Origin of the sequence: Demequina sediminis, from assembly GCF_039545075.1 — a bacterium.
GTDB classification, from domain to species: Bacteria; Actinomycetota; Actinomycetes; order Actinomycetales; family Demequinaceae; genus Demequina; species Demequina sediminis.
The window spans coordinates 1-13,589 of the sequence record NZ_BAABRR010000019.1 but is presented as its reverse complement, the minus strand read 5'-3'; the positions used below and the strand labels follow the sequence as shown (position 1 = coordinate 13,589).

Genomic DNA, 13,589 nt, shown 5'->3' with positions numbered 1-13,589 from the left:
ATCGCACCCCCCTCATTTGGACTTGGACAATCGTACAGGAATGACGGTACCGGGAGATGCGTCGACCCAGTTGAGCTCTCGCATTGCGTGTCGCTGCAATTCGCACGAACGGCAGGCGCCCACCTGATTACCACCACGGCAACGCTTGATGGGCAGGCTCCTTGCGGGGACGGCGCGTGTACCTCTCCGTCACCATGACTGGAGGTGCGGCATGCCGACGTTCGAGGACCCGCTCGCCGACGCCGAGGAAGCACGGCAGGCACTTCGGGCGTTGGCGCATGCGACCCGAAGCTTTGCGAGCCCCTCGCAGACGTACGCAGTGGTGGGCGAGTTGCTCGGCGGGCTGCGGTCGTTGCACCAGGTGCTCGACCAGGTCGCCTCGGCGCACACGCGGCACGAGGAGTTCGCCTTCACTGACGACGGGGAGCACTGGACCGGCGTCGAGGAGGCGTTCGCTGCGGCTCGAGGGTTGGAGCGAGCCTCTCGGCTCGTGGCACGGGCCGAGCTCGCGGTGGACCAGGCGTCTCAGCATTCAGGCCGCATCGCGTGGGACACCACGCCGTTCCGGCCCATCGTGCCTGTGAGCGACCGCCTCGCGCCGCGCTTCGGCCCGTCTGACCCGTTCGCCCGACCCGACCAGGCCGCCGAAAAGTCGCAGGGGATTTCGCTGTGAGCCAGACCGAGAAGGACAAGCTGCACACGTCGGTGCTGCTCGGACCAGCGAAGGAACGTCGGCGGGATCGCAAGGCTCGGCGCCGGGCAGCCGCGCAGCTCACGGCAGTCGACCGGCGGACCAAGGAGGCGTTCGCCAAGACGGAGTGGGAGGCGGAGCGCGCCCGGCAGAAAGCGACCACCTACCTGCCGTCCTCGGGCGAGGCGCGAACAGCCGCACTCCGCACGCCAGGAAGGCTTCACCTCCCGAGGCACCAGGACACCTCGGCCACGCTCCAGGGCGCCTATCCGTTCATGGCCGAGGGCGGCTTCGGCTCGCACGGGGTATTCATTGGCGCCGACCTGTTCTCCGGGTCCTCCTTCGTCTACGACCCGTGGGTGCTGTACTCACGCGGGATCATCACCGCGCCGAACATCGTGCTGGCCGGCATCGTCGGCTCCGGCAAGTCGTCGCTCGCCAGGAGCCTGTACACGCGCTCGATCGCCTTCGGGCGGCGCGTGTACGTGCCCGGCGACCCGAAGGGCGAGCACACCGCCGTCGCCGCGGCGCCCGCATGGGGCGACCTGCTCCAAGCCACGACGGAATCCGACCCGCGCACCCGCGACTCCATCTGGCAAGGCGTCTCCCTCGCGCTCGGCGCGCTCGCCGACCCCCGGGTGCTCGACGCCGTCAGCCCGGGAGAGGACGAAGACTTCGACCCCGAAGCGTTCCTGCGCGAGTCCGGCACGCTGTACTTGCTCGCCACCGGCGCGGGCGCCGGCGCATCGTCCGCGTTGGTCGCCGCGCTCCTCGAGGACCTCGTCGAGACCGCGCGCAAGATGGCCGCCCGCTCCCCAGGCGCGCGCCTCGACCCGCCTCTGCTCATGGCGCTGGACGAGATCGGGAACCTCGCTCCTCTGCCGTCACTCCCAGTCCTCATGGCCGAGGGCGGCGGCACCGGTATCACCACGATGCCCGTGCTGCAGTCCATGGCACAAGCGCGCGACCGGTGGGGCCGGGACGCTGCGACCGCGATCTCCGACGCGTCCATCGCCAAGGTCATCCTCGGCGGCGCGTCGAGCTCCAGTGACCTCCAGGAGCTTTCGACACTGATCGGCGAACGGGACGAAATGACGGACTCCATCACCTACGGCGACCGGGGCTCGCGCGCCAACCAGCGTTCGATCCGGCGCCTCGCGGTCATGCCGCCCAACATCATCCGCACCCTGCCTTACGGCACCTCGCTGGTGTTGCTGCGGAATGCACCGCCGATCATCACGCGGATGCGGGAGTGGACGGCGCGGCGGGACGCTAGGACCTTGAAGTCAGATCGGGCAGCTGTCGAGGATCTCCTCAGGGTCGGGCCCAAAGCCGCCGCCACTCGTATGGCGACATCCGCCGACGAGTAGCGCGCTGCACGGCAAGTGAGGTCCGTCGGGGTTACCAGTGGGCGCGCCAGGCTGCGCCGTGGCTTCAGCGCCCACTTGAGTAGTACTCGCACCTCCACTCGCCCGGAAGATGCCAGGCGCGCACTCGAAGCGCTCGCCCAGGCCTCTGCCGCACGATTTCGGTTCGACCCTCTAATGGCTGGCGATGTCAATACCCGTTGCTACGATGCAGACGCGTGAGCCGGGCAGCATGTGCACGGCGCGTTACGTTCGCCACGAGGGGGTACTGAGGTGGCCGGAGTTCTCTCACGGGTACCCGTCAAGCTGCACAAGCAGGTAGCGCGGGGCATGCTCGCTGTCGGCATGATGGCTGGCGGGTTTGCGCTCATCTTCATCGTCGCGTACTCGGAGACCGAGAAGTCGTCCGGCGCCCTGTGGTGGAAGAAGACCACCGAGGTGCCGCTCAGCGAGCGGCTCCCCTATCTATTCATCAGCATCACGCTCTTCATCGCTGCAGCAACGGCGGTGGTCATGGCATTGAGGCTGCTTGGCGCGCAGTCCCGGATGCAGAAGTACCTGACAGTCACCGACGGGGTCGAGTCAATCGAGATCCGGCAATTGGTGGAGATCACCAACACCAGCCGGGCGAAGGTCTATCGCGACCTTGAAGCTCTGATCAGCTCTGGCATGGCGAGCGACCTCTACATCGACTACCAGGGTCAACGGCTCGTGCGCAGGAGTCACGTTCCGAAGAATTCGCGCAAGGCGACCGTACGTTGCACGTCCTGCGGAGGATCGAACGACATCATCGTCGGTAGCGCCAAGAAGTGTGACTACTGCCTCAGCGCGTTGCCTCTCGACTTAACCTAGCTAGCGCGCGGCACGAACCCAAAGGGCAGCGTCAAGGATGCGCAGGTCAGGTTCGCGTCCGAAGTCGTTCTGAAGGTCACCTGCGGCGTCGGCAGCAATCCGCGCGCGCGCGCCGTCTAGCGCCCCGACGACTTCGGCATCGAGCAGAAGCGCGCGCATGAGCTGCCAATACACGAATGCGGACTGGAGCGCCCGGTCGCCCAGGAGGTTGCCGACGACACGGTCCCGCACGGGGATGAGGCTGGGGCGCTTGCGGGCAGAGATCTTCGCCGCGGTTACCCAGGGGTTCGAGTCACCCTTGGTCGTCGGGTCGGCGATCGCGGCCTTGATCGCAGCATGCAGCTCCCAAGCTGCGTTGAGGTCACTTGCGGTCGCGGTGCGAAGGTCCGCGCCGGGCGCGATCGCGGACAGCGTGGCGCGGACCGCGTCGCTGAGCGGGTTGTCTCCCTGCAGCGTCCGCACGCCTCTGGGCGAGACGTCGACTCCGAGGAGCGTGATCGCGCTCAGGTCGTCAGGTCCAACGTGGTCGCCGGCGTTCACGCCCAGCGTGCGAAACGTTGTTCCCGCATAGTCCCCGGATGCCCGGTAGTACGCGGTGAGCTTGTTCGCGGCTAGCGCGGAGAGCGTGGTCTCGCGAGCGGCCGCGTACTCGCCGGCGGTGGGCGTGGATGACGGCTCAGAGAGCTCGAGGAACATGCGGGGCCTCCAGATCGGACGTGCGTGAACGCTATCGTGGCCGGCCCGTTAGGCACGGGCTTGCCGCAGACCGCCGACATCGACCGCGCTGACACCTGGACAGTGGATCGCGGACCTGCGAACGTCCGGTCGATGCGGAGGCCGGGCCGTGCGGGCGACGCCGGCTCTCCGCCGCGATCGCTACGCGGAGACCGTCGTTGCCGCGCCTGACCGCTCGCTATCTGACCGCGCTTTGCGGCGGCGCGCGGGGACGTTGACCTCGATCTCGATCGTGGTCGTAGGTCCGAACTTCACGGAGGACACCCTGCCCTCAAGGCCGAGGCTCGAGCGCAGGCAAGTGCCGAGGTCGATCTCGAGGGTGAAGTCGAGGGCGTTCTTGGGGGTGAGGACGAGGGTGCCGTCGGGCAGTGGCAGGTCTCGGAGCTTGTCTTGGATCTTGCCGTTGATGATCGGGGTAGGAACCGGGATTCCGCTGGTGTGTGCGACGGCGACGGTGGCGCGCCAGGTTCCGTTGTCGATGCGATGGTCGCGGATGGTGGCGACGGCCCGAGCCCGCAGGGGTCGGCCGAGCACCTCGGTAATCTCGTTGTCGATCTCGATCTCGAGTTGGTCATGCGAGTTGGCGCGGAGATCGAGGATGTCTTTGTTCTGCGCTCGTGCCAGGGACCGCAGTTCATCGGCGGTGACGTGGATTTGCATGGCGTGGCCCTTCCTTTCAGTCGCGGGGTCGTCCAGCTTCGTTCAGAGGCGGTGCGCGCCGCGACCGACAGTGGTGTGAGTCGGCGGCGCGTGGGGCTGGCGAGCGGCGCCTAGACGACGGCCATCGCGAAGCCTGAGGCGGTCGCCCGGCTGGGTGCGGGTGTGGCGCGAATCCAGGCGCGAGGGGCGGGACCGAAGGCGGCACGGGCTCCCTTGGTGACTCCCCAGGCCATGAGGCCGTTGCCAGCTCCGCCGATCGCGGCGCCGATCCCGAGGGGTGCGATGCGGCCGATGACGACGATGCCCTGCTTGGTGCCGTAGCGGGTCACGAAGTTGTGGCCGAGGACCTTGTTGATGGCGCGGATGGTCTCGATCGGGATCGAGTTGGTCACCTTGCGACCCAGGTGGGCGCCGGTGCGGCCAGCCATCTTTTGGACCAGCTTGGGTCCGCTCTCGCCTAGCATCATCGCCAGGACGAGAGTGCGGCGGCGTTCGATGTCGTCGATACGGATGTCGTGGACTTCGGCGATCGCGAGCGCGAGGAGCACGCCTTGTTCGATGGCGGTGAGCGTTTCGCCGGCGGTGAGTGCGACTGCGGTCGCAGTGCCGACGCCGGGGACGGCGGCGGTGGCGCCGACGGCGGCGCCGCTGGCCGACAGTGACGAGATGTACTGGCGCTCGAGTGAGGCGATGACCTGCCCGGGAGTCGCGTCGGGTCGACGGCGGCGCATGAGGGCGACGTGTGCCGCCGCTAGCGGCTGCTGGGCGGTGAGGGCCCGGTCGAGCGCCTTGAGCAGGAGCGATGTGTTGGTCGGCGTCGTGGCGGTGGTGACGGTCATGGCGTTGGTTCCCCCCAGTGTTGTGCGATGCGCCCGCGATTGGCCTCGCGGGCCTGTCGTCTAGCCCTTGTACTTTCCGTCGTGGTTGGCGCGCTCCCACTCGCGGAATGCGACGAGCTCGCTGCCGAGCACGGCCACGACTCCCGTGACGACGGCGGCGTCGTCGGTCAGCCCGAACGGAAGCAGATCAGGGACCAGGTCGATGGGCGACACGACGTAGCCGAGCCCGCCGAGGAGGGCGGCGATCTGCGGCGTGGCGAGGGCGTAGTCCTTGTTGTGGACGGCCTTGGCCAGGCGGAACAGGGTGAGGAACTCGCGGCTCATCTTGCCCAGCAGCTTCTGGACGAGGTTCTCATTGGCGCGGTTGAACTCGAAGTTCGGAGTGGCGGCGGTGACGGTCATGGCAGGTATCCCCTCTTGACGCCTCATACGAGGCTTTTTCCTTCCGGCCCAGTCGAAGCGAGTGCTACTCTTGGCTGGTACCGCATTGTCAGATCACTTATTTTCTGGCGATGCCGAAAAAGTAACACCGTGCTGGAGGGGTGTCAACATGAAAATCGAGAATCGTCTCGAAGTGCTCGTCGTCCCCGTCGCGGGGTACTTCGAGTCACCTGAGCCGCCGAACTGGTTGGACGGCGTCGTCACCCCCGGTCGCGCCGCTCTCCTCGCTCACGTGCGCGACGGGGATTGGCTCCGCGGCCCAGTTGCATCCGAGGCGACGCCGCGGAGCGTCGCCACTGATCTGGCACAGGCCGCCTACCGGGAGCTCCTCGGCCAGAGCATGCCGCGAACGGCAAAGGTCGACCACGTCGGCTTCATCGAAACGACCGACCCCGCCTCGCCCGTCCAGCTCGTGTACACGGTCGCCTGGCCCGTGTCGGTGCCCGAGATCCCCACCGAAGAGGCTTCGTGGGTGAATCTCGCTTGGGGCGAGGTCGCGGCCGAGCTGGCCAGCGAGGTTCGAGACTCCGTTCGCGACTACTGGCGGCAGGCTCTCGAGGAAACCCCTGCAGTCGTATCCCTACTGCCGAAGTACTTCACGATCAGTCAGATGCACGAGATGTATGAGGCACTCTGGGGGCCACTCGACTGGGGCAGCTTCAAGGACTTCGCCGTTGGACGCAACCGCGACAGCATCGCAACCGTGGTCAAGGACACCCAGGCGGTCAAGGCAGAGCGCGACGCCTCATTCAACGACTTGGCCGGCAAGGGCGCAGCCAAGAAGCTCGTCGGCGGCGGCGTCGGGCTGAGCCTCGGCACACTGGCCATCCCGGCACCGCTTCTCGCAGCGCCGGCCGCGATGGCCGCGGCGATCGTGTCGGGGACCACGGCCTACCAGCGCAGCGCCCGCGGTCGTGCCCCCGAGTGGTACCGGGCGACACCCAATCCGCCGGAGTACCTCGAACACATCTTCACAATCCGACCCGACTGGATGCCCAAGGCCAATCGAACCGCGAAGTCCAGGTAGCCACCGAGCCCGCGCTGCGCATACGCACCACCGCCCCGCCGAGCGAGACCACGGGCGATACTCGGCTAACGAGAACACCCGCGGTGTGGCAGTGGATCTCACAGGCGGCGGACTACCGGTCCACAGCCCCAAGGCGCTCGCACATTGGCCGCGCGATGGGGCGCTCTCCGACCACCGACCTGCCGCACCAACACCCGACCGGGAGTCCGTGGCGGCCCGGCGGCGCGCAAAGCCAGGAGCACGGAGGACCCCCTAGCCATGATCGTCGCGGACGCAGGTCACGTATCGGTGCGGCTGACCGCGGTCCCGTGCTCGCCAGGCAAGTGCACAGTTGGTACGAGACGAGGACCCCTCAAGGCGCCGCGCGACGCCGCTGAGACATCGGGCTAGAGCGCGACTTCAGAACCGCGCATCGAGGCCCACCTGCGGACCAGGCCAAATGCAACTCTCGACAGTCGGCTGCGGCACAGCCTCGTCTCAGGAACGGCTCTCACCATGTGCACGAGGTGCATAGATTAAGCAACGGAGTCCCGAATGGCGCTCCATGGGGCCCCTATGATTTGGGCTACGTGCAGGCGCTGAGGGAGCGAGGACGGCATGGCGGCCGAGTGCAACGTGGAACCGGGGGCTATGGCCCTGTTCGATGACGCTGACGTCAGGCTCGGGCCTCTCGTCGGGAAGCGAGGCAACTGTTGCAGCATTTCTGTGAGCGAACTCCCGAGCCATCTCGGCACGAGCGCGCCACAACCCGACGTAGCACGTGTTCACGCGCGATAGAGGGGTAGACGTGGGAATCATCCAAGCTTTCACCGGTGCCGTACAAGGCACGTTCGCTGACCAGTGGAAGGACATCATCACCGCCGGCCAGTTCAGCGAGCACACCGTCGTCGCCCCCGGGATCTACCAACGGTCCAACAACGGCCGCGGCGTGAACTTCAACGGCTCTGCCGACGTGATCTCCAACGGTTCGAAATTCTTCGTCCCCGAGAACACGGCAGCGTTCGTCTTCAGCCAGGCCGGCATCGAGGACATCATCACGGAACCCGGTGGCTACGAGTATCGGTCAGGCCAGGCGAGCATCTTCAACCGCGACGGGCTGTCGGCTTCCCTCTTGAAGCAGGCCGCCAGTCGAATCGGCTATGGAGGCCAAACCTCAGATCAGAAGTATCTCGTATTCGTCAATCTACGGGAGATCCGAGGACTGAAGTTCGGCACGCGTGGGCCTGTGGTGTACCACGACAAGTTCTATGGGACCGACCTGGAACTCCTCGCCTTCGGGACATTCTCGCTGCGCGTGGTGGACCCAGTTGCTTTCGTACGGAACTTCCTCCCGGCGAACGCACGGCACTACGCCTTCGACAGCATCGAGGCACGGCAACAGATCGCTTCGGAGTTCATCCAGGCGTTCATCGCCGCCGTGAACTCCCTCTCGGCGACCTACCGGATCTCCGAGCTCCCTTCACAGTCCACGGCAATCGCAGAGCTCATCGCGGACGACAACTCCACCTTGGGCTCTTGGATTACGCGCTATGGGCTCGACGTCGTTCAGGTCGGCATCGAGAGCATCGAGTTCTCCCCCGAGTCGCGCGAGTTGGTCAAGCGGTTCTCCACCAACAAGATGAACCTCTCGGCGTACGAAGGAGTCTCGCAGCACGCCTCCAACGTCTCGGCACAGCAGAAGGTCGCCCAGGGCATCGAGGACCACGGGTTCGGCGACGGCGGCGGAATGCTCCTCGGCATGAACCTCGCTCAGGCCATCAACCCGATGACCGCTGCGCCGCAGGCGCCGGCGGCAACACCTACGGCGTCGACGCCACGGATGTCACTTGACGAACAGATCGAGATGGTCAAGAAGCTGAAGGACCTGGTCGACGCAGGCATCCTCACCGCGGAGGAGTTCGAGGCGAAGAAGAAAGAAGTGCTTGGCCTCTGAGATTTGATGCACAGGGCGACGAGTGTCTGTCCTCGTTACAGCGACCGCCAGGCACGCCGTTTGCGCGAACGAGCCACAGGGGCTTGCTAGTTCTGCGGTCTCCGCTTCAGGGACCGACCAAAGACGCGACGCCGAAGTAGTGGGCTAGACGGTCGTCACGGAACGGAGCTTCTAGCGTCGCGCTCGCACAGATTCCCCGTTCGGGTGAACGATCGGAGGAAGCACCAGCTCTGTGGAAGAGCCGCCCACCGATGCATGGTTGCGCAGTCCCACTCCGCCGGGGACGCCGAGTGCACCTGTGCTGTAGCGCGCGGCCGGCTCGGCCGCCTGACAGGCAGGAGCACGCCATGGCGATCAAGACGCAGGAGTCCTTGTCGGGGTTCATCGCGTCCGACCCGCAGCTCTCGTTCAACTCCAAGGGCGAGGCGAGGTTCTACGTGCGCGTCGCCCAGGAGCACTTCGAGCGCAACACCGACGGGTCATTTACCCAGGGCGAGACGACATTCCACGACTTGGTGATGTTCCGCCGCACAGCCGAGCGTGCGTTCCAGATGTTCGCCAAGGGCGACGCGTTTGTCGCCGAGGGCTACGTTCGGAACTTCACGTTCGAGCGCGACAAGCAGACCCTCGCAGGTGAGGAGTTCGTCGCCAAGCGACTCGGTCACGACTCCGCGCGAACCGCATACGCCGTTGATCGCGAACGTCGCCGCATCAAGGCCGTCGAGCCCGCTGCCCCGGCGCCGGCGGCGGCGGTGCGACCGGTCAGCCTGTGAGGAGCTTACGGTGACGCGCGAGGACGACTTCCAGGTACCGCTCGAAGACGAGCCCGATCTCGTGGCGGGTGGGGACCCGCACTCGCGCGCTGACGAGTCGGCGATGGAACCGCCGCGTCCATTGAACTGGAACCTTCTCACGTCCACCAACGCGCGCTTCGAGTGGAACGAGCTGGACGGGTGGGTGAAGTGGCTGCGCGACACATACGGGCTCGGGCCCACGACGTTGCCGCCGTTCTGGCACAGGCACTGGGACCTCGTCTGGGAACTGTCCGCGTTGCACCTTCACTGGTTGTGCGCGTACGACCCGCAGCAGCACGGGTCCGCACCTCTGGGATGGCATCGCGACTTCCACGACGCGTCCGTCCGCCTGAGGAACTGGACAGCCGACTGCGGAACGAAACTCGATCGCGACCGCCCAACCCGCGTAGCCGCATGGCCCGGCGCGCCACTCCGAGAGTTAGCGACTGAAGTCGTCATCGCGGACCGCGACGCAGACTTCGCCGCCTTCGTCGACGCCGACGTCGCGGGGCGCCGCGCTCGGGAAGACGCGCTCATCGCCGCGATCGCGGCGGCGTAGGCCTCTGCAGACCTACGGGCCAGTTCCTGCGGCACCGGTGCGAGATGCGAATCGCTCGCGCAGAAGGCGCATCCCATCACCGTTCCACCAGTCTGCGCTGACCCATCCGGTGCTCATACCGGACTCCTGCACGAAGCGCTCGACCTTTCGGTCATCGGGCTGACCGAGAAGCGGAGCACCGACGAGTTCGCTTGCGGCCTCTTCGATGATCGTCGCCAACGCTTCGAGATCGGGGGGAAGAGGTTGACCCGCGAGTACGGACTTGAGCTCACGCCACAGCATTGGATCACCGCGGAGGCCCCACTGCTGCGGCTCGGGATCGAACAACTCGCCAATGCTCACGATCAGGCTCCAAAGGGTTCAAGAAATCCAGGGCGCGGGGCGCGAGCCACTGAATACGCTGCGCGGCGTTGGGACACTTCAGTTGCGGTTGAAGCCGTACTTGCGAGTCAACAACGTCTCCTTGAAATGCGACTCGGCGGCGTCGACCTCGTCGGGGGTGGTGTTCGATCCGAACACCCGCAGCAGGCTCCAGGTGAAGTGCTGCGCCCGTTCCGGGTCGACGCCGAGCGCGTCGCGCAAGGCGACGTTGCCGCCATGTCCCGAGTCCGCGTACTGCCGCCACCGACCCAGGATCCGCTGAGAGCCATCGGCCTTGCCGACGTAGAGCTTCCCGGTGCTCCGATCGGCGATCAAATAGATCCCCTGCACTGCCCCGAGTGCCGTGCGCCATGAGTCGTATCGAGCGTCGTTCACGACGTCCTGGAGCTCTGCGTAGGTGACCGCGACGCGGTCGAACCCGGGAAACGGAACCGCGTCGGGGTCGGAGATCTCCACCACGGGGAAGGACGATGCCGAGACCCCGGGTTTGACCCAGTTGATGAAGTCCTGGGACCACTCGACCACAAGCCGTCGATCGAGCTTGGCGAGCAGGTCCGACTTCACGAGGTTGTAGAAGCGGTCGATCGCGTTGCGCTCCTCGACGGATTCGCCCAGGTTCTCGTACGCACCGTAGAAGCGGGTCCGATGCCCGCCGTCGGCGAGGAACACAAGCCACCAGCGCGGCGGATTCTTGGGGAACTTGCCACCGCCGGCGCCCTGGCGGCGCGTGTAGGCGATCACGGCTTCAGCCGTCGCGTCGTTCGGAGACGCCAGGCCCTCGGCCTTGAAGGTGTGCCTGATCACGAGCACGTCTGCGAGGTCGATTCCGGCGCTGGCAAGGACGTCTCCCAGCGTCAGCTTTCCCTGCCATGCATGTGAAGCTTCATTCGGTTCCCCAGTCATGAACGTCACCTTAGAGGCCGGGTCTGACGATCGACCCTGCCTTTGGGCCGACGCGCTGACGGGGTGCGGCGCAAACCGTCGACGCGGCGGACGCGTGCACCTGCGGCACGACGTCTCCGGGCCTTAGTCGCGCACCTGACCGGTACAGGCGTCACCACGACGCCGACGATCATGAAGGAGGGCGGCGTCATGTTCCGCACCCGCACATCACTGTCCGGATTCATCGTGAGCGAGCCGGCCCTCACGACCACCGAGCGGAGCGACGCGCGCCTCTACGTCCGCGTCGGCCAAGAGCACTTCCACCGCGGCGAAGGCGGCTCGTTCACCCCGCTCGAGCCGACGTTCCATGACCTGATCGTCTTCGGCCGCACCGCAGAGCGAGCCGCCGAGCACCTCGCCAAGGGCGATCGGTTCATCGCCGAGGGACGCATCCGCAGGTTCACCCGCGTCGGCAGTGACGGCGTCCAGACCGACACGGAGGAGTTCATCGCCACGAGGATCGGACAGGACGTCGCCCGCACGAGCTACACCGTCGAACGCGCGCGTCGCACCAGGCAGGAGCCGTCGGCCACGCCCGAGGAGATGGCCACCCAGCCCGCTCCCCCGACCCTGACGGCGTGACGGCCCCGGCGCGTCGGCAATTACTCGTCCTTCGCGAATACCCGGTCGAGCATCGCCGCCGTCGCCGGATTCACCATCTCGGGCGGCTTGATGTAGGGCTATATCGTGATTCTCGGGTCCGTGTACCCGAGCAGCTCCGCCGCTAGCTCCACGCCACCCTCGTCATTGATCGCGGTCGCGACGGTCCGTCGGCACATGTGCGGCATGACTCCCGTGATGCCCGCACGTTCGAGAACCATCCGGAACTGCCAGCGCACGTTGTTGGTGGTCAACGGCGTCCCGTCACGCGTGCAGAACAGCAGCGCGTCGAGCGAGTGGTCCTACAATCGCGCCAGCCGGCGCCGTACCGCCTCGGCAGTCAACGACGGGATCGCCACGGTCCTCACCGACTTCACCGTCTTCGGGTGGTCCTGCCGCTTCGTCGGCTCACCATGGAGACTGACGATGGTCCCGGCGATGCGGATCGACCGCGTCGTGCTCGTGACGTCGACATCGCGGCGACGGATGGCCAGGACCTCGCCGACGCGCGCGGAGGCACCGAGCATCAACTCAATGATCGCGCCGAGCTGCCCGTCCGGCCGGGGCCCTGAGCACGAGCCACCCATCTCCCAGGAGGCGACCGCCGCGCGCACCGCGTTCACCTCGGTGGCCGTGAGCGCATTCGGCATCGATGCAGGGCTCCGCAGCGGTGAGACGTGCGCCATCGGATTGCGTGGCAGCACCACGTGCCGCACGGCCAGCTCGAGCGCGAGCCGGAGTTCCACCCGGACATGCTTGGCGCGACTGAAACTCCGGTTCGCGAGAACCTTGAGGTACTGGTCGCAACGGGCGACGCCGATCTCCCGCAACGTGAGGCCCTCGAACACCGGCAGGACAGTCTGCGCATGTCCCACTCGTACAGCTCCAAGGTGCGCTTCGAAGTCCGCTCCTCGAGCGCGAGATCCTCGAGCCAGTGAGCCACCAGGTCCGGAAGGGGACTGTCGGGCGGAAGGACCGAGCTGGCGGGCTGAAACAGGCTCCGGTTGGCGAGCCTGGCCTTCAACGCCTGCTCCGCCTGGCTATGCGTCTTGGCAGTCGTCTGCACGAGACGATTCTTGCCGTCCCAGTCGCGGTAGCGGGTCCGCGCGACCACACGCCCACGGGGCGCCTCGAAGTGGGCGATGTCGCCGAAGGTACCGATGGTCAGCCGCGCGCGCGCCACGGTGTCACCGCCCCTCCGCAGGAGACGCATCGCGCTGGTGCTCGACCCAGAGGCGCACGTCCGACACCGAGAACTTCAGGCGCTTGCCGAAGGGGTAGCCGCGCGGCCCGACGCCCCGAGTCCGCCAGTCGTACACGGTGGAGACCGGAACGCCCCGGGTTCGCGGCCAGCTCGCTTACATCGAGCAGCGGCTCCAGGCCCTAGTCGTTGTCCACGGTGCGGTTTTCGGCGCTCATGCCGCATATGCGCAGAGCGCGCACCCAGGACTACCGAAACCGACCGCCACCATCGCGGGCCTGCAGCAGCGCGGCCGCCGGGAGGCGCGGCCACTAGTCCAAAGTGATGAGCGCCTGACACCCGGACCAAGTCCCACGAAACAGAAAGGTCCTGGAAACCCTTAGGTTTCCAGGACCTTCCCGTCTGCTACACGTCGGGCTGACAGTGTCCGATGTCAGTGGTGGGCGGCCTAGGGATTTCGGACGGTGGGCCCTCTTAAACTGAGGGTGCTACTGAAAGAGAGATCTGCAGGATGACTGCATCACGACGGCGTTTCAGCCAGGAGTTCAAGGACGAGTTGTGCCAGGA

At 66.5% G+C, this 13,589-nt stretch carries 16 protein-coding genes; 8 read left to right on the top strand and 8 right to left on the bottom strand.

The window, feature by feature from the left end; all coding sequences use genetic code 11:
• Window positions 1-211: 211 nt before the first annotated feature.
• The 3 genes from ABEA62_RS12505 to ABEA62_RS12495 all read left to right on the top strand — a co-directional run bounded on the left by ABEA62_RS12505 (window position 212) and on the right by ABEA62_RS12495 (window position 2,910).
• Window positions 212-673: a hypothetical protein gene (locus tag ABEA62_RS12505; protein ID WP_286216061.1), complete on the top strand. Its 462-nt coding sequence runs from the start codon at window positions 212-214 to the stop codon at window positions 671-673.
• On the top strand, window positions 670-2,061 hold the full coding sequence (locus tag ABEA62_RS12500; protein WP_286216062.1) for a type IV secretory system conjugative DNA transfer family protein: 1,392 nt from the start codon (window positions 670-672) through the stop codon (window positions 2,059-2,061). Before ABEA62_RS12505 ends, ABEA62_RS12500 begins: the two co-directional genes overlap by 4 nt.
• Window positions 2,062-2,331: 270 nt before the next feature.
• Window positions 2,332-2,910, top strand: a complete 579-nt coding sequence (locus tag ABEA62_RS12495) for a hypothetical protein (RefSeq protein ID WP_345380398.1) — start codon at window positions 2,332-2,334, stop codon at window positions 2,908-2,910.
• On the opposite strand, the gene ABEA62_RS12490 is transcribed toward ABEA62_RS12495, so the two are convergent.
• The 4 genes from ABEA62_RS12490 to ABEA62_RS12475 all read right to left on the bottom strand — a co-directional run bounded on the left by ABEA62_RS12490 (window position 2,911) and on the right by ABEA62_RS12475 (window position 5,546).
• Window positions 2,911-3,606 carry a DUF6308 family protein gene (locus ABEA62_RS12490; protein ID WP_286216066.1) on the bottom strand — a complete coding sequence of 232 codons (696 nt, stop codon included), beginning with the start codon at window positions 3,604-3,606 and terminating at the stop codon, window positions 2,911-2,913.
• 180 nt (window positions 3,607-3,786) lie between these two features.
• Window positions 3,787-4,305 (bottom strand): hypothetical protein, encoded by a 519-nt coding sequence (locus tag ABEA62_RS12485; protein WP_286216068.1) that lies wholly within the window; start codon window positions 4,303-4,305, stop codon window positions 3,787-3,789.
• Between the two features lie 110 nt (window positions 4,306-4,415).
• A complete protein-coding gene (locus ABEA62_RS12480) occupies window positions 4,416-5,144 on the bottom strand; it encodes a hypothetical protein (protein ID WP_345380395.1) in 729 nt (242 codons plus the stop codon).
• A 60-nt stretch (window positions 5,145-5,204) separates the two neighbouring features.
• A complete protein-coding gene (locus ABEA62_RS12475) occupies window positions 5,205-5,546 on the bottom strand; it encodes a YkvA family protein (RefSeq protein ID WP_286216070.1) in 342 nt (113 codons plus the stop codon).
• Between the two features lie 148 nt (window positions 5,547-5,694).
• Between ABEA62_RS12475 and ABEA62_RS12470 the strand changes: the two genes are divergently transcribed.
• The 4 genes from ABEA62_RS12470 (at window position 5,695) to ABEA62_RS12455 (ending at window position 9,898) form a co-directional block, all read left to right on the top strand.
• Window positions 5,695-6,612, top strand: coding sequence for a hypothetical protein (locus ABEA62_RS12470; protein ID WP_286216071.1), 918 nt, complete (start codon window positions 5,695-5,697; stop codon window positions 6,610-6,612).
• A gap of 787 nt (window positions 6,613-7,399) precedes the next feature.
• Complete coding sequence (locus tag ABEA62_RS12465; RefSeq protein WP_345380392.1) at window positions 7,400-8,545, top strand: SPFH domain-containing protein; 1,146 nt, start codon at window positions 7,400-7,402, stop codon at window positions 8,543-8,545.
• Between the two features lie 347 nt (window positions 8,546-8,892).
• Entirely contained in the window at window positions 8,893-9,318 is a 426-nt protein-coding gene (locus tag ABEA62_RS12460; RefSeq protein WP_286216075.1) for a single-stranded DNA-binding protein, read from the top strand.
• Window positions 9,319-9,328: 10 nt separating this feature from the next.
• Window positions 9,329-9,898 carry a hypothetical protein gene (locus tag ABEA62_RS12455; RefSeq protein ID WP_425558046.1) on the top strand — a complete coding sequence of 190 codons (570 nt, stop codon included), beginning with the start codon at window positions 9,329-9,331 and terminating at the stop codon, window positions 9,896-9,898.
• 12 nt (window positions 9,899-9,910) lie between these two features.
• On the opposite strand, the gene ABEA62_RS12450 is transcribed toward ABEA62_RS12455, so the two are convergent.
• Window positions 9,911-10,240, bottom strand: a complete 330-nt coding sequence (locus tag ABEA62_RS12450) for a hypothetical protein (protein ID WP_345380390.1) — start codon at window positions 10,238-10,240, stop codon at window positions 9,911-9,913.
• A 78-nt stretch (window positions 10,241-10,318) separates the two neighbouring features.
• Window positions 10,319-11,182, bottom strand: a complete 864-nt coding sequence (locus ABEA62_RS12445; RefSeq protein WP_286216076.1) for a GIY-YIG nuclease family protein — start codon at window positions 11,180-11,182, stop codon at window positions 10,319-10,321.
• 189 nt (window positions 11,183-11,371) lie between these two features.
• Here ABEA62_RS12445 and ABEA62_RS12440 point away from each other — a divergent pair, with 189 nt between their 5' ends.
• Window positions 11,372-11,803: a single-stranded DNA-binding protein gene (locus ABEA62_RS12440; protein WP_286216077.1), complete on the top strand. Its 432-nt coding sequence runs from the start codon at window positions 11,372-11,374 to the stop codon at window positions 11,801-11,803.
• Between the two features lie 98 nt (window positions 11,804-11,901).
• Here the strand turns inward: ABEA62_RS12440 and ABEA62_RS12435 are convergent, their stop codons facing one another.
• On the bottom strand, window positions 11,902-12,075 hold the full coding sequence (locus ABEA62_RS12435) for a hypothetical protein (RefSeq protein WP_286216078.1): 174 nt from the start codon (window positions 12,073-12,075) through the stop codon (window positions 11,902-11,904).
• 48 nt (window positions 12,076-12,123) lie between these two features.
• On the bottom strand, window positions 12,124-12,669 hold the full coding sequence (locus ABEA62_RS12430) for a hypothetical protein (protein WP_345380386.1): 546 nt from the start codon (window positions 12,667-12,669) through the stop codon (window positions 12,124-12,126).
• Between the last annotated feature and the right edge of the window lie 920 nt (window positions 12,670-13,589).